This window comes from Alistipes sp. CHKCI003 (assembly GCF_900021155.1).
In the GTDB taxonomy this organism is placed as follows: domain Bacteria; phylum Bacteroidota; class Bacteroidia; order Bacteroidales; family Rikenellaceae; genus Alistipes; species Alistipes excrementavium.
This window is the reverse complement of sequence record NZ_FCNT01000061.1, coordinates 38,394-59,707: the sequence shown is the minus strand read 5'-3', so window position 1 is coordinate 59,707 and position 21,314 is coordinate 38,394. Positions and strand designations below refer to the sequence as shown.

At 59.1% G+C, this 21,314-nt stretch carries 14 protein-coding genes and 1 tRNA gene; 6 read left to right on the top strand and 9 right to left on the bottom strand.

Annotated features, from left to right (window positions below):
• Positions 1–747 precede the first annotated feature (747 nt).
• On the top strand, positions 748–993 hold the full coding sequence (locus tag BN3659_RS13670) for a helix-turn-helix domain-containing protein (protein WP_091536265.1): 246 nt from the start codon (positions 748–750) through the stop codon (positions 991–993).
• A 1,489-nt stretch (positions 994–2,482) separates the two neighbouring features.
• The gene (locus tag BN3659_RS08730) at positions 2,483–3,142 is read left to right on the top strand and encodes a DUF3575 domain-containing protein (protein ID WP_091536262.1); all 660 of its coding nucleotides are present in this window, start codon (positions 2,483–2,485) and stop codon (positions 3,140–3,142) included.
• Positions 3,143–3,799: 657 nt separating this feature from the next.
• Here the strand turns inward: BN3659_RS08730 and eno are convergent.
• A complete protein-coding gene (gene eno / locus BN3659_RS08720; RefSeq protein WP_091536259.1) occupies positions 3,800–5,101 on the bottom strand; it encodes a phosphopyruvate hydratase in 1,302 nt (433 codons plus the stop codon).
• Positions 5,102–5,300: 199 nt separating this feature from the next.
• Between eno and BN3659_RS08715 the strand changes: the two genes are divergently transcribed.
• On the top strand, positions 5,301–5,588 hold the full coding sequence (locus tag BN3659_RS08715) for a hypothetical protein (RefSeq protein WP_091536257.1): 288 nt from the start codon (positions 5,301–5,303) through the stop codon (positions 5,586–5,588).
• Positions 5,589–5,832: 244 nt separating this feature from the next.
• Here BN3659_RS08715 and BN3659_RS08710 read toward each other — a convergent pair whose 3' ends face one another.
• A complete protein-coding gene (locus BN3659_RS08710; RefSeq protein ID WP_091536255.1) occupies positions 5,833–7,041 on the bottom strand; it encodes an S-adenosylmethionine:tRNA ribosyltransferase-isomerase in 1,209 nt (402 codons plus the stop codon).
• Between the two features lie 241 nt (positions 7,042–7,282).
• On the opposite strand from BN3659_RS08710, the gene nadB reads away from it, so the two are divergent.
• Both nadB and BN3659_RS08700 read left to right on the top strand, forming a co-directional pair.
• Positions 7,283–8,914, top strand: coding sequence for an L-aspartate oxidase (nadB, locus tag BN3659_RS08705; protein WP_091536254.1), 1,632 nt, complete (start codon positions 7,283–7,285; stop codon positions 8,912–8,914).
• Between the two features lie 195 nt (positions 8,915–9,109).
• Positions 9,110–10,693 (top strand): peptide chain release factor 3, encoded by a 1,584-nt coding sequence (locus BN3659_RS08700; protein ID WP_091536252.1) that lies wholly within the window; start codon positions 9,110–9,112, stop codon positions 10,691–10,693.
• A gap of 251 nt (positions 10,694–10,944) precedes the next feature.
• On the opposite strand, the gene BN3659_RS08695 is transcribed toward BN3659_RS08700, so the two are convergent.
• The 7 genes from BN3659_RS08695 to BN3659_RS08665 form a co-directional block, all read right to left on the bottom strand.
• Positions 10,945–11,325 (bottom strand): DUF6463 family protein, encoded by a 381-nt coding sequence (locus BN3659_RS08695; RefSeq protein ID WP_091536274.1) that lies wholly within the window; start codon positions 11,323–11,325, stop codon positions 10,945–10,947.
• Positions 11,326–11,483: 158 nt separating this feature from the next.
• Positions 11,484–12,197, bottom strand: coding sequence for a pirin family protein (locus BN3659_RS08690; RefSeq protein ID WP_091536250.1), 714 nt, complete (start codon positions 12,195–12,197; stop codon positions 11,484–11,486).
• 508 nt (positions 12,198–12,705) lie between these two features.
• A complete protein-coding gene (gene pckA / locus BN3659_RS08685; RefSeq protein ID WP_091536248.1) occupies positions 12,706–14,313 on the bottom strand; it encodes a phosphoenolpyruvate carboxykinase (ATP) in 1,608 nt (535 codons plus the stop codon).
• 352 nt (positions 14,314–14,665) lie between these two features.
• A complete protein-coding gene (locus tag BN3659_RS13515; protein WP_224757870.1) occupies positions 14,666–15,115 on the bottom strand; it encodes a cation transporter dimerization domain-containing protein in 450 nt (149 codons plus the stop codon).
• Positions 15,116–15,728: 613 nt separating this feature from the next.
• Entirely contained in the window at positions 15,729–17,213 is a 1,485-nt protein-coding gene (proS, locus tag BN3659_RS08675) for a proline--tRNA ligase (RefSeq protein WP_091536246.1), read from the bottom strand.
• 253 nt (positions 17,214–17,466) lie between these two features.
• Positions 17,467–19,173, bottom strand: coding sequence for an OmpP1/FadL family transporter (locus tag BN3659_RS08670; protein ID WP_091536245.1), 1,707 nt, complete (start codon positions 19,171–19,173; stop codon positions 17,467–17,469).
• Positions 19,174–19,601: 428 nt separating this feature from the next.
• The gene (locus BN3659_RS08665) at positions 19,602–20,741 is read right to left on the bottom strand and encodes a hypothetical protein (RefSeq protein ID WP_091536243.1); all 1,140 of its coding nucleotides are present in this window, start codon (positions 20,739–20,741) and stop codon (positions 19,602–19,604) included.
• 303 nt (positions 20,742–21,044) lie between these two features.
• Between BN3659_RS08665 and BN3659_RS08660 the strand changes: the two genes are divergently transcribed.
• Positions 21,045–21,131, top strand: a tRNA-Ser gene (locus tag BN3659_RS08660).
• The last annotated feature ends 183 nt before the right edge of the window (positions 21,132–21,314 follow it).

Sequence of the window (21,314 nt, the reverse complement as noted above, 5' to 3'; positions counted from 1 at the left end):
CGATTGCGACGCGCGGTGCGCAAGGGCGAACCTTGTTTGAGGATTTGGAGCCGTTGCCGGAATATGATACCCGAAACGCAGGGCATCCGCCGATCTGAATGCGGATAGACCCTCGAAAACACGGGATACGGAACCCAAGCTTGCGAAGCCGAGCGACGCTTCGAAACCGCCGGCGACCAGCTCGAAACCGAATGCGTGAACAAAAACCACAGCGACGCGCAGTCGGTACGACCGGGCGCGAAGCCGCTCCCGGCACCTGAAAAGGTGCCGGGTCGAGTTGCGAAAGCGGAGCGGACATCCGGATGAACAGGCCGTAACATATCGGGTATCTTCATTTGTTTTGCACACGGCACCCGACGCGGCTTTCCATAAACTTTATACAAAAAGCGAGGGCGCAAGGTGCATAATTCCTTTTCGTCAGCCTCGCGAGCTTTAATCCGGAAAAACGCCCTTACGCCCAAGCCTGCCTGCGACACGAAGTCGCAGGCATAGTAACAACTTGGGTTTCAGACAAATTTTACGCCGGATTATAAACCTACTATAAATCATAGTAGTCGCGAGTTTACGAAAAGGCATAAAGGTTGTCTTAACCTCTATTGTATGTTACTCTGCCATAAGTCTACGGCAAAGTTAGCACAATTTCTGTAATAGAAATAAATGTTTACTCGGGCAAATATACGAAAAAGACGAGTAATCCTTGCATTTATACACGTATAAATTACTGAAAAGTGTTATTTTTTTGTATCTGTGGAAAAAGGGAAGCCTAAACGAACAGATATTGAACTAAAGAAGCGGATCATCGAACGCCTGAAAGAGTTGCGTTCGGAGCGGAACTATTCGCAAGAATATGTAATCGAACACACAAGGTTGAACCTCTCCCAATACAAAGCAGGCATCAGATTACCTTCTCTCGATTCGCTCGTCATCCTCTGTAAATTGTATGGAATAACGCTCAAGAAGTTCTTCGAATCGGTCGATTATCCAAAGGAATAATTATACAAAACGAGTGTTCCTCGTAAAGAAACAGAATTTCTGAATTTGCTTGCCCAGAGGTTGAAGAATCTGCGCAATGAACGGGGATTACCTCAAAACAATGGATGATGGAGCTAACGCAAGCCGAGTTGAATCCGGGAAACGTTCGAGCTCAGTTTATTCGGTTGCACCTCTTTGCAAATATTACGATGTGTCCTTAGATGAATTTTTTATGGACATCGACATCATCTTCGTCCCCGTGGGAATAGCGAACTAATGACGAGTTAAAACAGGCGACTGCGTGGGTTTTATGCGGGTCGAAAATTTGCGGGATCTTCAGGGCATAAAGGCTCGCCTCAACCTTCAATAGGTTTCGCTGTCCAAACAGATTCTAATTACGGAACGAAGTCAACATAATTTCTGCAACAGCAAGAATTGTTTCCATGTGCAAATGGAAGAAAAAAGTCCTTCAAGTGCTCATGAATACGTGCATTTGTTTCGATTTGACTATTTTTTTTAAATCACGACCGAAAAAAACAGATATTACAAAGACGAAGAGTTCATCAAAAAACTTGCACAACGCAATAGTGATTTGCGGATCGCACATAATCAGCCCCCCCCAAAAATATCTTATAGATCGCATACATCTGGCCATCAATAGCTACGAAACAGAAAACGAGCTCCCGACACTGATGTCGATCCTGTAGATTTGAAAGTTTTACAAGATAGCCCTCGGCGAATATTTCGCGCCGCTGAACTATCCGCCGAAGAATTAGTCCGAATTCAAAGAATTTCTTCACGATATACCGGAGCTTTTCAAAAGTTTGCGGGAACAATCGTCCGTTTCGGACGCCGGGCCGATGGGCTCAGGTTTTCGCGGCATTCGCACACCTCATGGCGGGGCAATAGGAAGATGCGGAGGCCCATGACTACGAACAGCAAACGACGGAATCCCCCGTCTGCGGAACATGCCTCAAGAGGGCAAACCTCCGCCGCCGGGGAACCGCAACCGGGGAACAGCCCCCACACGGCCCGACGAATCCCGCACAACAATCCCCACAAAGCTCTTGAAACATGCCGCCGCCACGCCTCGAAGAGACCGGTCCGAAAAGCGATCCGCTCGTAGAGCGCCTCGACGACCGCGCAACGTCCGGCCCGACGCCTCGGCAACCGTCCCGGAGCACTCCGCCCGCACCCATCGGCAAGCCGCCGCCCGAACGAGGTCTCCGGGACAGCGCCCCGCAACGATCCGCCCGCGCGCTCCATGGTGCCGCATCCATCCGCAACTGGCAGAATCTTTTAACGCCCCGTCCGAAAAAACCGAAAGACGACGGGCTTTCGTTAACGACAACATATAAATATAGGTATGACGCAGGCACCGTCCCGATACCGGGACTATCCGCGACTGAAGGGTGCGAACCGTCCGGCGGAACATGGATTTTATCTCCCGAAAACTTCATTCCTCCGATTATTTGTACTATTTTTGAGAGCCGAATCTAAAAGCTCCGGAATGAAAAAGTCCATTGCGGCCCTCGCCGTTCTTTTCGTTTTCACGGCCACGGCTCTGCCGGCAGGCGCCCAGACCTACGTGAAACTCAACGGACTCTACGCCCTCGCGGGTGTCGTGAACCCCTCCGTGGAGTTCGTCATATCGCCCAAATCGACCGTGCAGACCGAGATCGTCGTCTCGCCGTGGGAATCCATCGGCGGCAAACACATGCTCTTCGGCATCCTCATGGGCGAATACCGCCGCTATTTCCGCGGGCATAACGACGGCTGGTACCTCGGGGCGAATGCCGGCATGATGGCTTTCGACATGTCGAAACCCTACATGGACGGCTGGCACCTTCGTTTCGAAGACCGCTACTGCAAAGGCTACGGCTTCATGATCGGCATCTGCGCAGGCTACGAATGGCAGTTCCGCGAACGGTGGGTGCTCGACGCTTTTCTCGGCTGGTCGTGGATGTCGAGTTTCTACAACGGCTACAGCATGGACGGCGAGATCGACATGCATCCCCACCGCCCCGTGCAGCCCGAATACCCCGATCCGTTCAACGGCTCGTCGGAGTGGTACCCCAACAAGATCGGCCTCTCGATCGGCTACCGCATCATCTCGCCCAAGCGTTTTCGCGGCGAGGTGCAGCGCTCCGAAGTACATATCGCGGAATAGACCGGCAATCGTCCCGTCTCCGATCCCGCGAGAGTTCTGGCCGCAAAATCCGCCTCTCCGCCGGCCGTGCCATGCCAAAACAAATGTCGGGTTCCGACCCATTAAAACGGCATGGAACAGACAGCCGAACCGTCATACCGATCACAACGCAACAGGCAGCCCTGCGGTCCCTTCCGCTTTTACGGACATTCGTCCGTAAGGCATCCTGCTGCCCTGTCCCATACCGTCTCAAGACTTTGAACTGCCCCTGTTCTCGACCGACGATAAACGGCAGGCGGCCGAGCCTCAACGCCTCCGGCACGCATGCAGTCCGCCATCGAAGCCGCACAGGCGGACGGACTGCCGCCGTCGCAAAAGCGCTGCCGCGGGAGGGGCTCCACCGCCCGTTCCGCACCGAGCAGTGCTTTCGGCACGACGAACTCGACCGCTCGAATCGCACGTCCCCGACAGGCCATCACCTTGGATCGCATCGGAAAGGACCGCAAACGATCCGGTCTCCGGACCGAAAAGCGGAATTCGAAATATCCGGCCGATCGGAATGTCCGGATGGTTTCGATCTGAAAAATCCCCGAAACGCCCCTCCTCGATGGAGAAGCCGTTTCGGGGATCGGAACCCACGGCATGCGGCACGGACCGCATGCAAAACCTACGGGCGAATTACTTGCGGTATACCTTCTCGTAACCGTAAATGGCGTTCTCGCCCAGCTCCTCCTCGATGCGGAGCAGCTGGTTGTACTTGGCCATACGGTCCGAACGCGACATGGAACCGGTCTTGATCTGACCCGAATTGGTCGCCACGGCGATGTCGGCGATCGTCGAATCCTCGGTCTCGCCCGAACGGTGCGACGTAACGGTCGTATACCCCGCACGGTGCGCCATCTCGATAGCGTCGAGCGTCTCGGTCAGCGAACCGATCTGGTTCACCTTGATGAGGATCGAGTTGGCGCAGCCCATCTCGATGCCCTTGCGCAGGAAATCCACGTTCGTTACGAACAGGTCGTCGCCGACGAGCTGGCATTTGTCGCCCAGCTCGCGCGTGAGCAGCTGCCAGCCCTCCCAGTCGTTCTCGGACATGCCGTCCTCGATCGAGTCGATCGGGTATTTGGCCACGAGCCCCTTGAGGTACTCGACCTGCTCCTTCGACGAACGCTTGGCGCCCTTCTCGCCTTCGAACTTCGTATAGTCGTATACGCCGTCCTTATAGAACTCCGACGAAGCGCAGTCCATGCCGATCGCCACGTCGCCGCCCTCGCACTTGCGGCCGGGTTTATATCCGGCAGCCTTGATGGCTTCGATGATCGAATCGAGCGCGTCCTCCGTACCGTTCAGCGCGGGAGCGAAACCGCCCTCGTCGCCCACGGCCGTCGAAAGGCCGCGGTTGTGGAGCACCTTCTTCAGGTTGTGGAACACCTCGGCGCCCATGCGCACGGCCTCCTTGAGCGACGGAGCGCCCACGGGGCGGATCATGAACTCCTGAAAAGCGATGGGAGCGTCGGAGTGCGAACCGCCGTTGATGATGTTCATCATCGGCACGGGCAGACACTTGGCGTTCGAACCGCCGATATAACGGTAGAGAGGCATGCCGAAGTAGTCGGCGGCGGCACGGGCCACGGCCAGCGAAACGCCGAGGATGGCATTGGCGCCCAGATTCGACTTGGTCTTGGTGCCGTCGAGCTCGATCATCGCCTTGTCGATGCCGACCTGATCGGCTACGTTCATGCCGATGATGGCGGGTGCGATCACCTCGTTCACGTTCCGCACGGCTTTCTCCACGCCCTTGCCCAGATAGCGGCTCTTGTCGCCGTCGCGCAGTTCGAGCGCCTCGTTCTCGCCGGTCGAGGCACCGCTCGGAACGGCTGCGCGGCCGAAGGCTCCGGATACGGTACGAACTTCGACCTCCACGGTCGGATTACCTCTCGAATCGAGGATTTCCCTTGCATGAATCTCTACAATCTGCATACTGAAAATAATTTATGAATGTAACAATAACGAAACTAACTTCCCTAAAAGCACGGCAAAGGTACGAAAAAAATCCGGAATAGCGCATCGCCGTTCCGTCCTTTTATCTTATCTTCCTCATACATCGGTCTCGCGCCGCGACCTGCATTCGGATTTATGCCGATACGAACCGACGACTCTAACTCAAAACCATCGCACCATGAAAAAACCGCTGCTTCTTTTCGCCGCTCTCGCAGCCGCCGCGGCTCCGCTCTCGGCCGATAATCCGGAGAAAACCCCGGCGACCGTCCGCTCGCCCAAGCGCATCACGGGAATTCGGGCCGGTCTCAACGCCGCATGGACGACTGCCAAAGCCGAGGGAATATCTGCGAATACGCCTGATCTTCCGTCGGCTCATATCGGACGTTTCGGAGATCATCATACGGCACAGCCTTTCGGGGAAACTCATTATGCTTTCGGGTTCGCAGGAAAATGCTTCGGCAAATAGGGCGGTATGCGCCGCTCCGACTCCGACCCCGGCTCCGGATCGGACCGGCGCCGCATGGAGGAACATCTATTTCGGATTCGGATACGAGAAAGGATTGACCGGCATCCGGAAACACGGTTCGAGAGAAACCCCATATTCAGCACCCGCTGCGTTACGATTTCGGTCGACTACAACTTCGGCTCTTGCGACCGGCAGGCACCCCGCCGGGCAGGAGCGCAACGGCTCCGTCCGATGCCGGAACGGATCAGCGCATCAACACCGACGAATCTCCGTAGCTGAGGAAACGTAAATCGTGCGCGAGCGCATAGTCGTAGATCGTGTGCCATGCCTCGCCGGCATAGGCCGCCACAAGCAGCAGCAGCGTGGACTTGGGCTGGTGGAAATTGGTGATGAGGTTGCGCACGATGCGGAACTCGTACCCCAACGGCGTGATCATGATCTGCGTGGCCGCCTTGAGCCGCTCCGTCCCCTCGCGGTCCATGTATCCGGCGAGCGTATCGAGCGCCTCGCAGCCGGAGAACGAAGCCGGTATGTCGTACAGCTCCCACTGTCCCACGGGCCGCCCGACTTCCGGCGAGCCCGACTTCCGGATGCGCCACGCCAGCGCTGCGAGCGATTCGAGCGTGCGGACCGAAGTGGTACCGACCGCCGTTATGGCTCCCCACCGCTCCCGCAATGCTTCTACGGCCGCACGGCGGATTTCGAAGTGTTCGGTGTGCATCGGATGCCGGGCCGCATCCTCGTCCTTGACGGGCAGGAACGTACCGGCACCCACATGAAGCGTTACCTCCTCGAAGCCGAAGCCGCGCGCCTTCATCCCCTCGATCAGTTCGGACGTGAAATGCAGTCCTGCCGTGGGTGCGGCTACGGAACCTTCGAATTTCGAATAGACCGTCTGATAGCGCGTGTTGTCGATCTCCTCGCTCTCGCGGTCGAGATAGGGCGGAATCGGAATACGCCCGAGGTGTTCGAGCAACTGTCCGAAGGTCCGGTCGACGGTCCATTCGAAGCGGACGATCTGCTCGCGTCCGCCCCCGCCCGTGCGCCACGCACGCAAATGCTCCGTGCGCCCTTCCCATTCGAAACCGACCTCGACGTATCCCTCCTTCCATTTCTTGAGGTTCCCCACGATGCAGCTCCACTCGCAACCGCCTTTCACGGCGAAGGCACGCTCGTAGTCGGCCGGCGCGTGCGGTTCGAGACAGAAGACCTCGATACGGGCTCCCGAGGGTTTGTGCATGATGATTCGTGCACGGATCACCTTCGTGTTGTTGAACACGAGAAGCTGCCCCGCTGGCAGCACGTCGCCGATGTCGCGGAAATGCCGTTCGGCGATCTCTCCGCCGCGCCACACGAGCAGCTTCGAGGCGCTCCGCTCGCCGAGCGGGAACTTGGCGATCCGTCCTTCGGGCAGATCGTAGTCGTAGTCGTTTATGTCGATATGTCGCTCCATTGCGCGCCAAAGGTACGAATAAGTCGAGTGCAAAAGCAAATTTATTTGCATTTTGCCGAGCGGGAGTACCCTACGACGAAGGCAAAGGTACGAATACCGCCGGAGACGAATGCGAATTTATTCGCGGTTGCCGGACGCGGGTACCTGAGACGGAGCCCAAGCTGCAAATTATTCGGATTGCGGATTGCCATTTGCGGATTGTTTCGTACATTTGTCGTTACAAAACGATCATCTTTAGCGTATGAAAACCGATTTTCTGGTGATAGGCTCCGGCGCCGCGGGGCTGAGTTTCGCCCTGAAAGCCGCCGCACACGGGCGCGTAACCGTCGTAACGAAAGGCGAGATGAACGAGTGCAACACCAACTACGCACAGGGCGGCATCTGCTCGGTAACTTATGCGCCGGATTCCTTCGAAAAGCACATACGGGATACGATGGTCTGCGGCGCCGGCAAGTGCGACCGCGAAGCCGTAGAGCTGGTCGTGCGCCATGCGCCCGAGCGGATCCGCGATCTGATCGCATGGGGCACCCGCTTCGACAAGACGGCCGACGGCCGCTTCGAACTCAACCGCGAGGGCGGTCATTCCGAACACCGCATCCTCCACCACGAAGATCTCACGGGCGCCGAAATCGAACGGGCGCTCATACGCTCCGTGCGCGAACATCCGAACATCACGGTCCTCGAACACCGCTTCGCCATCGACCTCTTGACGCAGCACCACCTCGGCGAATTCGTAACGCGCCATACGCGCGGTCTGACGTGCTTCGGTGCCTACGTGCTGAATCTCGGCACCAACGAGATCGAGACCATGCTCGCCAAGTTCACCGTCGTCGCCACGGGCGGCTGCGGCAACATCTACTCCTCGACGACCAATCCCGTGGTGGCCACGGGCGACGGCGTGGCGATGTGCCACCGCGCCAAAGCCATCACCGAGAACATGCAGTTCATCCAGTTCCACCCCACGTCGCTCTATCATCCGGGCGAGAAACCCAACTTCCTCATCACGGAGGCCATGCGCGGTTTCGGAGCCATCCTGCGGCTGCAGAACGGCGAGGAGTTCATGGACCGCTACCACCCGATGAAGTCGCTGGCGCCGCGCGACGTTACGGCTCGTGCGATCTACACCGAAATGACCAAGCGGGGCGAGGATTTCGTCTACCTCGACGTTACGCACAAGGCACCCGACGCCGTCCGCAGCCACTTTCCCAACATTTACGAGAAATGCCTCTCGATCGGCATCGACATCACCCGGCAGTGGATTCCCGTTACGCCTGCCGCCCATTACAGCTGCGGCGGCGTGAAGGTCGACGGCAACGGACAGACCTCGATCCGGCGGCTCTATGCGCTGGGCGAGACCTCCTGCACGGGGTTGCACGGGGCCAACCGGCTCGCATCCAACTCGCTGATCGAAGCGGTCGTCTACGCCGACCGTGCCGCACGCCATACGGCGGGACTGATCGGCCGAACGGAGTTTCAGGAGGGCATTCCCGATTGGGATTTCGAGGGGACGCAGCACACGGAGGAGATGCTGATGATCATCCAGTCGAAGCGCGAGATGCAGCAGATCATGACCAACTACGTAGGCATCGTCCGCTCGAACCTTTCGCTCAAACGGGCCATGCGGAGGCTCGAAATCCTCTACGAGGAGACCGAAGAGCTCTACAACAAGACCAAACCCAACCGCGAGCTGTGCGAACTGCGCAACATGATCGCCGTAGCCTACCTCGTCATCAAGCAGGGCCGCGAACTGAAGGAATCGGTCGGCTGCCACTTCAATACGGACTATCCGCAGAGCGACGCTCCCGAACCGGATGCCGCCGCCGGCACGGCATCCGGTACAGACGCAAGGCCCGACCCCCTACGAGCCCACTGAGGGAGGGTACCGCCGCGGACGATCCGATCCGGCACGGACCGAAGATACGGAAGAAACGCCCGCCGGCATACTCCTGCGGAGCGACACACGGGCAACTGCCCCTGCCCCGCACGACGCAGAGCCCCGCACGCCTCCGGAATCGCGCCGGCCCCGCGGCCGACCGCATAAACAAACGACACGACAGATTCAGATTCAATGACCTTACAGGAAGAAATCGCACGCCGGCGCACGTTCGCCGTCATCGCCCACCCCGATGCGGGCAAAACCACGCTCACGGAGAAACTGCTCCTCTTCGGCGGCGCCATCCATGTCGCCGGAGCCGTGAAAAGCAACAAAATCAAGAAGGGAGCCACCTCGGACTTCATGGAGATCGAGCGCCAGCGCGGCATCTCGGTCGCCACGTCCGTGATGGGCTTCGAATACAAAGGCGACAAAATCAACATCCTCGACACCCCGGGCCACGAAGATTTCGCCGAAGACACCTACCGCACGCTGACGGCCGTCGACTCGGTAATCATCGTCATCGACGGTGCCAAGGGCGTGGAGTCGCAGACACGCAAGCTGATGGAGGTCTGCCGGATGCGTTCGACGCCCGTGATCGTCTTCATCAACAAGCTCGACCGCCCCTCGAAAGACCCGTTCGACCTGTTGGACGAAGTCGAGCGCGAGCTGCGCATCCGCGTGCGGCCGCTGGCCTTCCCGATCTCGAACGGCCCGACGTTCAAAGGCGTCTACAACCTCTACGAAAAGAACCTTTCGCTCTTCACCTCCGACGAGAAGCTCACGGCCTCGGCCTCGACGGCCGAGATCGCCGATCTGGCCTCCGATGCGCTCGACGCGCAGATCGGGGAGCAATTCGCCGCACAGCTGCGCTCGGACGTCGAGCTGGTGGAGGGCGTCTACGACCCGTTCGAGCGCGACGCCTACCTGCGGGGCGAACTGGCACCGGTCTTCTTCGGATCGGCAGTCAACAACTTCGGCGTGCGCGAGCTGCTGGAGTGCTTCGTCCGGATCGCCCCCTCGCCCCGTCCGGCACCGACCGAGACGCGCACCGTGGAGCCGTCGGAGCCGAAGATGACGGGCTTCGTCTTCAAGATCCACGCCAACATGGACCCCAACCACCGCGACCGCATCGCCTTTCTGAAGATCTGTTCCGGCACGTTCGAACGCAACAAAAACTACCTGCACGTCCGCAGCGGCAAGCAGATGAAATTCTCGTCGCCCACGGCCTTCATGGCCGAAAAGAAGTCGGTGATCGACCTCGCCTACCCGGGCGACATCGTGGGCCTGCACGACACGGGCAACTTCAAGATCGGCGACACCTTCACCGAGGGCGAAAAGCTCAAGTTCACGGGCATCCCCTCCTTCGCGCCCGAACAGTTCCGCTACATCGAAAATGCCGATCCGCTGAAATTCAAGCAGCTCGCCAAAGGCATCGATCAACTGATGGACGAAGGAGTGGCCCAGCTCTTCACCAGCTCGCTCAACGGCCGAAAGATCATCGGCACGGTCGGCGCGCTCCAGTTCGAGGTGATCCAGTACCGGCTCGAACACGAGTACAACGCCGCCTGCCGCTGGGAGCCGATCTCGATCTACAAAGCCTGCTGGATCGAGAGCGACGACGCCGCACAGCTGGCCGACTTCAAGCGTCGTAAACACACCAACATGGCCGTCGACAAACACGGGCGCGACGTCTTCCTCGCCGACACGAGTTACGGACTGGCGCTGGCACAGGAGAATTTCAAGAAGATCCGGTTCCACTTCACCTCGGAGTTCTGAATCCGCCGCCCGCCCGGAGCGCACGATGCCGAGCCGTCCGACGCCTCCGATTCGACGACGCCCGTCCCCGCCGAAACGGGTCCGGCAGGGACGGGCGTCGTTTCCGTTCCGCAGTCTTCGGAACGAGTGCCGAAAGGGTCGGCTGCGGCGCAGCCGACCGCCATACAACACCGGCGATTGCGGTATCCGACGGTTTCGCGGCCCCGCACCGCGGTCCGAAGCGGACGGCGCCGCGCACAGCCCCCCGACAACTACTTCGCCTCCCGGACAACGGCTCTCCGTCCGGCGGCGATCATCAGAAGGGCCTGAGGCAGAAAAAGCCAGAAGCCGGACAAGGGTTCGAAAACACATCCGGCAACGGACACCGACAACAGAGCCCAGCCGAGCGACGCCGGCGCCGGCCTTCGCGTCTGCCGAATGTAACAATGCAGAGTGGCGCCCCACAGAACGACGAGTATGCCGCATACCAAAAACCACAACGCATAACTCCGCTCCGCATTCGTGCCGATCGCACCGACCGCTCCGTCCCGAAAAACGGCGATCCAGATCTTCCCCTGAACGATCAGGGCATACAGGGTGTGAATCGAACCCGTGGCTGCGAGAAACACACCGCTCCATCTCCAAAGTCGCATACGCTCCATTCATTAAGTCATGACGGAGCAAATATAACGATTCATTTTCGGAAACGGCGTATTCCGCGCCCTCTCGTGCGCCCCTTCACCACGGCAAACTTCGCACGCACGTTTCGCGTAGAAACGAGTGCCGTCCGTCGGCACGCACGAAGACGGCATCACATCGGCACTTCGATCAGGAGCACCTGCGCCTCGTCTGCAGCCCGTACGGCGAACCTCTCCGTATTCCAGATCCCCATTCCGTCGCGGCGGCCGAGCGTCGCATCCCCGACCTCGACACGCCCCTCCAGCACGAAGAGATAGACGCCGTTGCCGCGTCCGTTGAGCACGTATTCGACCTCGCGTCCCGCCTCGATGTCGGCCGTATAGAACCATGTCGTCTGATGCAGCCATCCCGTGTGTCCGCTGTCGCCGAATCCTTCGGGTGCGACGATCAAACGCAGCCTGTTTTTCTCCGGCGGATCGAGACGCACGGTCTCGTAGCGGGGCGTATGATTCCGCCTGTCGGTCATGATCCAGATTTGCAGAAACTGCACCGGCACCGCGGGATCGGCATTGTACTCGCTGTGCGTAATACCCATTCCGGCCGACATCACCTGTATCTCGCCGACGGAGAGCGTCTCGGCGTGTCCCATGCTGTCGCGATGCATGAGCGTCCCCGACAGCGGAATGGAGACGATCTCCATGTTGTCGTGGGGATGCGTCCCGAAGCCCTTTCCTCCGGCCACCGTATCGTCGTTCAGCACGCGAAGAGCGCCGAAATGAATTCTGTGCGGGTCGTAATAACCCGCGAAACTGAACGTATGAAACGTCCGGAGCCAGCCGTGGTCGGCATATCCGCGCGTATCGGCGCGATGAATCACCTTGTCCATAAAATCGCTTTACGTTTATCGTCCCGTTCCTGCAAACCCCGCGCCGCAAAACGGACTGGATGCAGGGTGGGCGTACATCCGGAAATCGGCGGGCGCGGCAAGCGGTCCCCGCACCGACCTCGCAACAGGAACGGACGCCCGAAGAGCAGGAAAGAACACGCAACGAAAGCGAAAGGCCGAAAAGATGCCGGCCTGAACCGATGCGGCACCGGCATCCGGCGGCGAACTGCGGGTTCAGCCGGACCCGAGCCCGAGAGCCGCTGCGGCAGCTCCGCCCCTTAGCGGCTCCCCGATCGTCCGACGAACGCACCCGCGCCGCTGTCGGGTCGCAGCTGGATCGAAGTCGTCGTGGCTCCGCCGCGTCCTAAACACAAGAGACCGTTTAACAAGTTTTTTCAACCCTCTGAGAATTGCGTATCCGGAAAAGTTCTCGAATAGCAGTACGCATAAAAAAGGCTGTCTAACACGTGTTAGACAGCCCCTTCGGATGATGCGCCGCAGCGCGGAACTATTTCACTTTCGGTCCGGCAGCCACGAGCGACTTGCCCTCGGCGTTGCCGGTGAACTTCGTGAAGTTCTTTACGAAACGATTGGCCAAATCCTCGGCCTTCACCTCCCACTCCTTCGCGTCTTTGTATGTGTCGCGGGGATCGAGGATCTTGGGATCCACGCCGGGCAGCTCCGTCGGAATCTTGAAGTCGAAAATCGGCAGCGTCTTGGTCTTGGCCTTGTCGATCGAACCGTCGAGGATGGCGTCGATGATGCCGCGCGTATCCTTGATCGAGATACGCTTGCCCGTGCCGTTCCAGCCCGTATTGACGAGATAGGCCGTAGCGCCCGACTGTTTCATGCGCTTCACGAGTTCCTCGCCGTACTTCGTGGGGTGCAGCGAGAGGAATGCGGCGCCGAAGCAGGCCGAGAAGGTCGGCGTGGGCTCCGTGATGCCGCGCTCCGTGCCGGCGAGCTTCGCGGTGAAGCCGGAGAGGAAGTAGTACTTCGTCTGCTCGGGCGTCAGGATCGAAACGGGGGGCAGCACGCCGAACGCATCGGCCGAGAGGAAGATCACCTTCTTGGCGGCCGGAGCCTTCGACACGGGCTTCACGATGTTGTCGATGTGGAAGATCGGATACGACACGCGGGTATTCTCCGTTACGGACTTGTCCGTAAAGTCGATCTTGCCCTTCCGGTCCACCGTTACGTTCTCCAACAGGGCGTTGCGGCGGATGGCGTTCCAGATGTCGGGTTCGTTCTCCTTCGAGAGATTGATGACCTTCGCGTAGCAGCCGCCCTCGAAATTGAATACGCCGTCGTCGTCCCAGCCGTGCTCGTCGTCGCCGATGAGCTGGCGCTTCGGATCGGTCGAGAGCGTCGTCTTGCCCGTACCGGACAGGCCGAAGAAGATGGCCGTTTCGCCCTTTTCGTTCGTATTGGCCGAGCAGTGCATCGAAGCGATACCCTTGAGCGGCAGCAGGTAGTTCATGTAGGAGAACATGCCCTTCTTCATCTCGCCGCCGTACCACGTATTGATGATGACCTGCATCTTCTCGGTGAGGTTGAAGACGACGGCCGTTTCGGAGTTCAGACCGAGTTTCTTGTAATCCTTCACCTTGGCTTTCGAAGCGTTGAGCACCACGAAATCGGGCTCGCCGTACTGCTCCAGCTCGGCATCCGTCGGACGGATGAACATGTTCTTCACGAAGTGGGCCTGCCATGCGACCTCCATGATGAAGCGGATCTTCAGACGGGTGTTCTCGTTGGCGCCGCAGAAGGTGTCCACGACATAGAGTTTTTTGCCCGAAAGCTCCTTCGTGGCGATCTTTTTCAGTTCTTTCCACGCAGCTTTCGTAACGGGCTTGTTGTCGTTCTTATATTCGTCCGAAGTCCACCAGATCGTATCTTTGGTCGTCTCGTCCATCACGAAGAACTTGTCCTTGGGCGAACGGCCCGTGTAGACGCCCGTCATCACGTTCACGGCGCCCATGTCGGTCAGCTGGCCCTTCTCGTAGCCGCGCAGCCCTTTCTTGGTCTCTTCGCGGAACAGCTCGTCGTAGGAGGGATTGTACACGATCTCGGTTACGCCCGTGATCCCGTACTTTTTCAAATCCATTTTGTCCATAGTGTTGTCTTATTATGAATTAAACATCGAATCCTTAACCCAACCCGTCGCCCCCGCACAGCGAAGGTGCGGTTTCGACGGCACAAAGGTAGCAAACATTTTTCACAATGTGAAAAAAATAACAGTTAAAACTCTCCTGCCGCAGCCGATTCCACCCCTTTTCGGTCGCGGTCTTCGGAAGAACGAGACAAAGGATACATACAAGAAACGCTCCTGCGCGTTCCGCAATCGCCCGACACGGGCGCACCGGGCGGCAGCGGTCGGGGGAGGATGCACGGCGGCGCATCCGGATTTGGCCCTCCCATCCGGGCATCCGCACGGGGAAACGGGTGCGGAGCAAGGCCGTTCCGTCTCACGGGGCGTGCGCACCGAACATCCGCGCCGAAGAGAGGGCGGCGGCAAAGATTCCGCCGCCGGAAACATACTTGCGAAGAACGCCGAAGCGAAAAAAAGAGCTGCGGAAACCGGTAAGAGGCGGACGCCGTGCGAACGGAGCGGCCCTCTGCATCAGCGGTTCGACATGCACGGCGACGAAGGTGCCTTCGCCGAAACGCTCCCGGAGCCGGCATCCGATGTCGATCGTCAGACGGTGCGAACGTTCGACGGTCATCGCAGCGGCCCCGGCCCCACGGATGCGGACTTCGACAGCGACCGCATTTCCGATGCGGCGCGTGCACAGGTTGTACGGATCGTACTCCGCAGGATCGGCCTGCACGATCTGCATGGTCCCGGCCTCCGTTTCGGCGGGAAGAGAGCGTTCGAGCAATTCGTCGACCCCGCTGCGCAGCAGATCGAAGGCCACCTTGAAGATAAAACGGCGACCCCCATGGCGGCAATAGGGGCGGCGATGCGCCGTTTATCGCCGAAAAAGCAGGCGCAGCCGATGCCGGCGAGCGCAGCGAGCGACGAAAAGGCATCGCAGGGGGGGGGCATGCATCTGCGACGTCCCTCGGGCCGGCGAGCGAACGGCCGGCCTTCACGGTGTACCGGTAGCGCGCCTTCCCAGCTGCGGCGGAGACGGCCGCGGCGATGAGCGCCACGGCGCCCGGGTGCGGCAGGACGATTCCGTACAACGAATTCCGCACGGCCTCGATGCTGCGGACGAGGCTCCCCGCACCCACAGTGGCGGGCGCCAGCGCAATGAAGATCGTAGCGAGCGTTTCGTACTTGCCGTCTCCGTAATCGTGGGCGCATCCTTGGGCTTGGACGAGATTCACGCGAAGACGACGACCGCCACGTCCGTAGCGATGTCCGAGAGCGAATGCACGGCATCGGCGATCATGGCGCCGCCGCCCCCGGCACGCCCGCCGCCAGCTTGGCAGCCGACAAAACGAGATTTACCGCGAACCCCACGAGGGTTACGCGGTAAATCTTCCGTTTACGCTGTCCGGCCGCACCCGTCATCGCTTGCCGCATCAATAGCTTCTGGCGAAGAGCACGCGGCGGTGCGAAGGCCTTCCCGAGTAGACGCAGACGCCCTCCTCGTCGACGGCGTCGATCGGGATGCAGCGGATCGTGGCCTTCGTGGCCTCCTTGATGGCCACCTCCGTTTCGACCGTCCCGTCCCAGTGGGCCGAAACGAAGCCGCCCTTCTCGTCGAGTACGCGCCGGAATTCCTCCCACGTATCGACCCGCGTAATCATCGAATCGCGGTAGGCGAGCGCCTTGCGGTAGATGTTCTCCTGTATTTCGGTCATCAGCCGTTCGATCCGCACGGCCAGTCCGTCGAGCGGCAGCGTCTCCTTTTCGAGCGTATCGCGGCGGAACAGTTCGACCGTACCGTTTTCCAGATCGCGCGGTCCCATCGCCAGACGCACGGGCACACCCTTGAGTTCGTATTCGGCGAACTTGAAGCCCGAACGAACGTTGTCGCGGTCGTCGATCTTGACCGCGAGCCCCTTCGCACGCAGCTCCCCGGCCAGCGCTTCGAACCTTCCGACGATGTCCGCCAGTTGTTCGGGACCTTTGTAGATGGGCACCATCACGACGTGGATCGGCGCCAGCTTCGGCGGCAGCACGAGGCCGTTGTTGTCCGAGTGAGCCATGATGAGGGCGCCCATCAGGCGGGTCGAAACACCCCACGAGGTCGCCCAGACATATTCGAGTTTTCCCTCCCTGTTGACATACTGCACGTCGAACGCCTTGGCGAAATTCTGCCCGAGGAAGTGCGACGTGCCGCTCTGGAGCGCCTTGCCGTCCTGCATCAGGGCCTCGATCGTAAGCGTGTCCTCCGCACCGGCGAAACGTTCGTTGGGCGATTTGTGGCCCACGACGACCGGCAGCGACATCCACTCCTCGGCGAACCGCCGGTAGACGTGGATCATCTTCTCGGCTTCGGCCACAGCCTCCTCGCGCGTGGCGTGAGCCGTGTGGCCCTCCTGCCAGAGGAACTCGGCCGTGCGCAGGAAAAGGCGCGTCCGCATCTCCCAACGGACGACGTTGGCCCACTGGTTGCAAAGAATAGGCAGGTCGCGGTAGGACTGGATCCAATTCTTGTAGGTGTTCCAGATGATCGTCTCCGACGTGGGACGCACGATCAGCTCCTCTTCGAGTCTGGCGTCGGGATCGACCACGACACCCTTGCCTTCGGGATCGTTCTTCAGTCGGTAGTGCGTAACCACGGCGCACTCCTTGGCGAAGCCTTCGACATGGTGGGCCTCCTTCGAAAAGAAGGATTTGGGGATGAAAAGCGGGAAGTAGGCGTTCTGGTGCCCCGTCTCCTTGAACATCCGGTCCAGCGCGTCGTGCATCTTCTCCCAGATCGCATAGCCGTAGGGTTTGATGACCATGCAGCCGCGGACGGCCGAATTCTCTGCGAGGCCCGCTTTCACCACCAGATCGTTATACCATTGCGAATAGTTCTCATCCGACTTGGTCAAGTCTTTCAGCTCCTTTGCCATATCCTTTTTCTTTAGTATCCTTGGTACAGGGCGCAAAATTATAAAATATAATCCACATTTCAGAATCCGCCGCCGGGGAATTGGGGGGGGGTGTGTCCAACAAGTTTTTTCAACCCTCTGGGAATGCGTATTCGGAAAAAGTTCCCGATGAGCAGTACGAATAAAAAAGGGCTGTCCAACAAATCTTAGACAGCCCCGCTCGCCGCCCCCGCGTCGGCAAGCCGAATGCGGGGAACCCTGCGCGCGAACGGCATCAGAAGCGAAAACCGAGCGTCATGGAGACGAAATGGCGCGTATATTTCGTATCGTAAAGCCCGCTGAAGGTCTTCATCTCGCCCGTCTGCTGATCGAGGCTGAAGAAGAGCTGATAGGCCGTCTGCTTCTCCGTGAGGTTCTGGTAGGCGACATCGAGCGTTACCGCACGCGAAAGACTGACGCCCACACCCGCCGAGAAATAATAGCTTTCGGTGGTATAAGGGGCATTGAAGTAGAGCGAACCGTCCTTGAACATCGAGTCCGTATAACCGCCGCCCGCCCGCAGCGCGAGGATCGGGAGCGGCTTCACCTCCACGCCGGCACGCACCGTATTCGTGCCGCGGAAGTTGGACTTGAACTCCGTCTTGTAGCTCTCGGGGTAGATCATAAAGGCGGGGTCGGATACCGGCACGTTCTTCACGCGGATGCCGTTGTACCAGTCGCGCTCGTAGTCCACCGTAACGAGCGCGAACGTTCCGAACGTATACGAAGCGCCGAACATCAGGCGCGACGGCGACACGAAGTCCCAACTGTTGCCGCCTTCGTCATTGAGGATGGGGGTCCAGTCGACATTCACCTTCGTCTCCTTCGTCTCGTTGTTGTAGAGCGACGATTCGACATCGCCTTCGTAGGTGCGGTCGAGCGAATAGAACGTCGGCGTGTGGAACGCGACGCCCAAACGCAGACTCGGCGTCGGACGCACGATCACGCCGATCTTGAAATTCACGCCGCTGCCGTCGAGGACCGTCTTCTGATAGAGCCCCGCATAGTCGAGTTGCGAACGGATGTATTCGCCCGAACTGTTCACCGCCGCCGTAGGATTGCCCGCGGCATCGAAATAGCCGTACTCCTCCTGATAATAGATGCTCTGCTCCCTGTGCACGCTCTGGAATCCGAGCGTGGCGCCCACGTAGACGATATTGCCGAAGTTGGCCCCCACGGAGAAGGCGAACTCGTTGATCGAACCGCTGCTGACGACATCGTTCGAATGGAGCACCGAAGCGTTGCTGCCGATGCAGTCGGGCACCCAGAGCGGGTTGCCCTCGCCATCGGTGTACGGACTGATCATATAGGCGTTGTATCCGAGTACGGCCGGCCAGAAATAGGGATTCACACCGTTGTATCCGAGGCTGCCGTCCGACGTGGGGAAGATGCCGTTCTGTCCGAGCTGCTGCCCGAAGACATCGGCGATGGTCGGCATCAGACGGTCCGGCCGATTCGGATCGTAACGCGACTCCGACGAGAAACTGTAACGCTTGTTGAAGTCGGCGACGCGGTTGAGGCCGAATCCGACCGTAAGGCTCGTAAGAGGTTTCGACGGACTTTGATAGACATTCAGGGCTATGCCGACGTCGGCCATCGAAAAACGATTCTTGTTATCGCCCTTGTACGGAAGCGTGCCTGCCGTTTCGGAATGGGTGAACGACATCATCGGCGTGAGCGTGATTTCGTTGCTGCGATACATACCCAGACCGGCCGGATTGACGAACATCGCCGTCATATCCCCCCCCAACGAGGCGAAAGCTCCGCCGAGCGCCATCGCCCGCGACGTCCCGAAAGGATGCGTCCGCGACATATCGGCGAAATCGCCGCTCATCATCACGTCGTGATCCAGCACCGAGCCACCGAATTTCAACTGCGCCTGTGCCGGAAAGGCCGCTGCGCACATCGCGCCCAGCGCGATTACTCTTATCAATCGTCTCATACGTACGTGTATTATGCTTGTCCGCTGTTCCGTTCCGCAGCCGGCGACGGGCACCCGGCGACTGCGACGGGGCACTCCTCCCGTCCGCCGCTGCTCCGCACAACGGTTCCGAACTTCATTCCGAACCCTGCGCGCCGGCAACACCTCCAATCGTTTTGCAACGAAGGTTCGCGGATAAACGCGGAGGTTTCCCATCGTCTTCCCGCCTCGGCAATCTCCGCGCGAATCCGGATTGCCCTCGGCTTAACGAAATGGTTGAATTTCTTTCGTCCGGTTCCCGCCTCGGCATAGCTCGAACGAGTTCGGCTCCGCACCCGGTTTAACGAAACGGGGCTTTTTACAGCCGCTTCCTCCTGCCGGCCTTCGTACAGGCCCGAATCGCCCCCGTATCGGCGAAAACACCCTCCTTATCGTATAATGCACCTTCGTTACCTTCCGCCGAATCCGCGGCTGCCGCTCGAAGTGCTGCCGCCCCGCGACCCTCCGCCGGAACCGCCCACAGAGCCGCCGCGCGAACCGGCCGAGCCGGTGCTGAAACCGCTGCCGCCGCGCGAAGGGGTACTGTTGTAGGTGGTCCTACTCGGTGTATAAGTATTCCGTTCGGGCGTGTACGTGTTGCGGTTAGGCGTATAGGTATTGCGGTTCGAGCCCGACGAGCCGCTGTTGTATACATTCCGGTCGTTCGCATTGTTACGCCCGCCAGACTGATAGTAGGTCCGGCCTGCGCCCGCATTGCCGCGCGAAGGCGTGGTCGTACCGCTGCGGTAACCGCCCGACTGCCCGGCCTGATAGCGGCTGCCCGAAACGTTGCCCGGACGGTAGCGCGAGGAGGTGCCTCCGCCCGCCAAGCGGTAATTGGGCCGGTGATGATGGCTCCAATGCGGACCGCCCCAGCCCGGATAATAGGGAGGATAACCGGGTGCCCAGCCCCATCCGGGTCCGTACCACCACGGATTGTACCACGGATTGTAATAAGCCATGTTCCAGTCCCACCACGAATAGTGCGGATAGCCCCACCACGAATAGGCCGGACCGAAGCCGAAACCGAAATACCAGCCGTAGTTGTAGACCGAGACACTGCCCCACAATCCGAACATCGAAGTAATGTATTTGGGCTCTACCCACACCTCGTCGCCCATGACGATCACATTATAGAACGCAGGATCGTAGGCCGAGACATAATTCCATGTCGGGCTGTTGTAGCGGAGTTCGAAATAGCTCGACGGCAGATTGTAGGTCATCGACTGAAACCCCCTCAGACGGCGTGCATAGGCGCTTTCATAGTCGTCGGCGACGATACCGTCGTAGGAAAGACCGTCGTAATAGGCCTCTTCCGCCGCCGCAGCCTGTGCTTCGGCCAGCCGGGCTTCCCACTCCGCCTGCCGCGCCTCGGCGGCCGCACGGCGCGCTTCGGCTTCCGCCTGTTGCCGCTTGGCGATCGCGGCACGGTCATGCACGGCATAAAGGTCGTCGTAGGTGCCGCTGTCCGCACGGTAATAGACGGACGAACACCCGGACAATCCCAATGCCAAAGCCGATATTCCGATGATGATTCTTATTTTTTTCATAGCGCATGTATCTTTGCATCCGTTCTGTTCCTGTCATAGTAACGAAAACCGTTCCTCTTTTCGTATTCGCACCGCTATATAAACGGGCACAGCGCAAGATCACTGCACGGAATCGGTTTGTCTTTTCAGAACAAAGATACGGATAAGTCGGGAGCAAAACAAATAAATCCGCATTTGCCGGAACAAAGTCGAAGATACGGATAAGTCGCCAATCGGAATAAATCGCGGGCCGCACGCGCATTTTTTTGGCAGAAACGTGTGAAAATGAAAAAATATGTCTATATTTGCACTCCCGAAACTCAGGGAGAGATGCCGGAGTGGTCGATCGGGCCGCACTCGAAATGCGGTGTACGGGCAACTGTACCGGGGGTTCGAATCCCTCTCTCTCCGCAAAACCCCGAAGACAAGGGAGGGGCGGAAATTAGGACGAAGGGGCTGTGCGACAAGTTTTTCAACCCTTCGAGAATTGGCTCTTCGGAAAAATTCCCAAATTGCAGTACAAATCAAAAAGGGCTGTCTAAGACTTGTTAGACAGTCCTTTCGCCGTTTCCGGGCCAAAGGACCCGAAAGACC

Excerpts from the sequence above, each read along its gene's own strand:
- BN3659_RS08700 (WP_091536252.1), top strand. The coding sequence starts at position 9,110 with ATGACCTTACAGGAAGAAATCGCACGCCGGCGCACGTTCGCCGTCATC.
- BN3659_RS08730 (WP_091536262.1), top strand. The coding sequence starts at position 2,483 with ATGAAAAAGTCCATTGCGGCCCTCGCCGTTCTTTTCGTTTTCACGGCC.
- eno (WP_091536259.1), bottom strand. The coding sequence starts at position 5,101 with ATGCAGATTGTAGAGATTCATGCAAGGGAAATCCTCGATTCGAGAGGT.
- pckA (WP_091536248.1), bottom strand. The coding sequence starts at position 14,313 with ATGGACAAAATGGATTTGAAAAAGTACGGGATCACGGGCGTAACCGAG.
- BN3659_RS08715 (WP_091536257.1), top strand. The coding sequence starts at position 5,301 with ATGAAAAAACCGCTGCTTCTTTTCGCCGCTCTCGCAGCCGCCGCGGCT.
- BN3659_RS08690 (WP_091536250.1), bottom strand. The coding sequence starts at position 12,197 with ATGGACAAGGTGATTCATCGCGCCGATACGCGCGGATATGCCGACCAC.
- BN3659_RS08695 (WP_091536274.1), bottom strand. The coding sequence starts at position 11,325 with ATGCGACTTTGGAGATGGAGCGGTGTGTTTCTCGCAGCCACGGGTTCG.
- BN3659_RS08670 (WP_091536245.1), bottom strand. The coding sequence starts at position 19,173 with ATGAGACGATTGATAAGAGTAATCGCGCTGGGCGCGATGTGCGCAGCG.
- proS (WP_091536246.1), bottom strand. The coding sequence starts at position 17,213 with ATGGCAAAGGAGCTGAAAGACTTGACCAAGTCGGATGAGAACTATTCG.
- nadB (WP_091536254.1), top strand. The coding sequence starts at position 7,283 with ATGAAAACCGATTTTCTGGTGATAGGCTCCGGCGCCGCGGGGCTGAGT.
- BN3659_RS08710 (WP_091536255.1), bottom strand. The coding sequence starts at position 7,041 with ATGGAGCGACATATCGACATAAACGACTACGACTACGATCTGCCCGAA.
- BN3659_RS08665 (WP_091536243.1), bottom strand. The coding sequence starts at position 20,741 with ATGAAAAAAATAAGAATCATCATCGGAATATCGGCTTTGGCATTGGGA.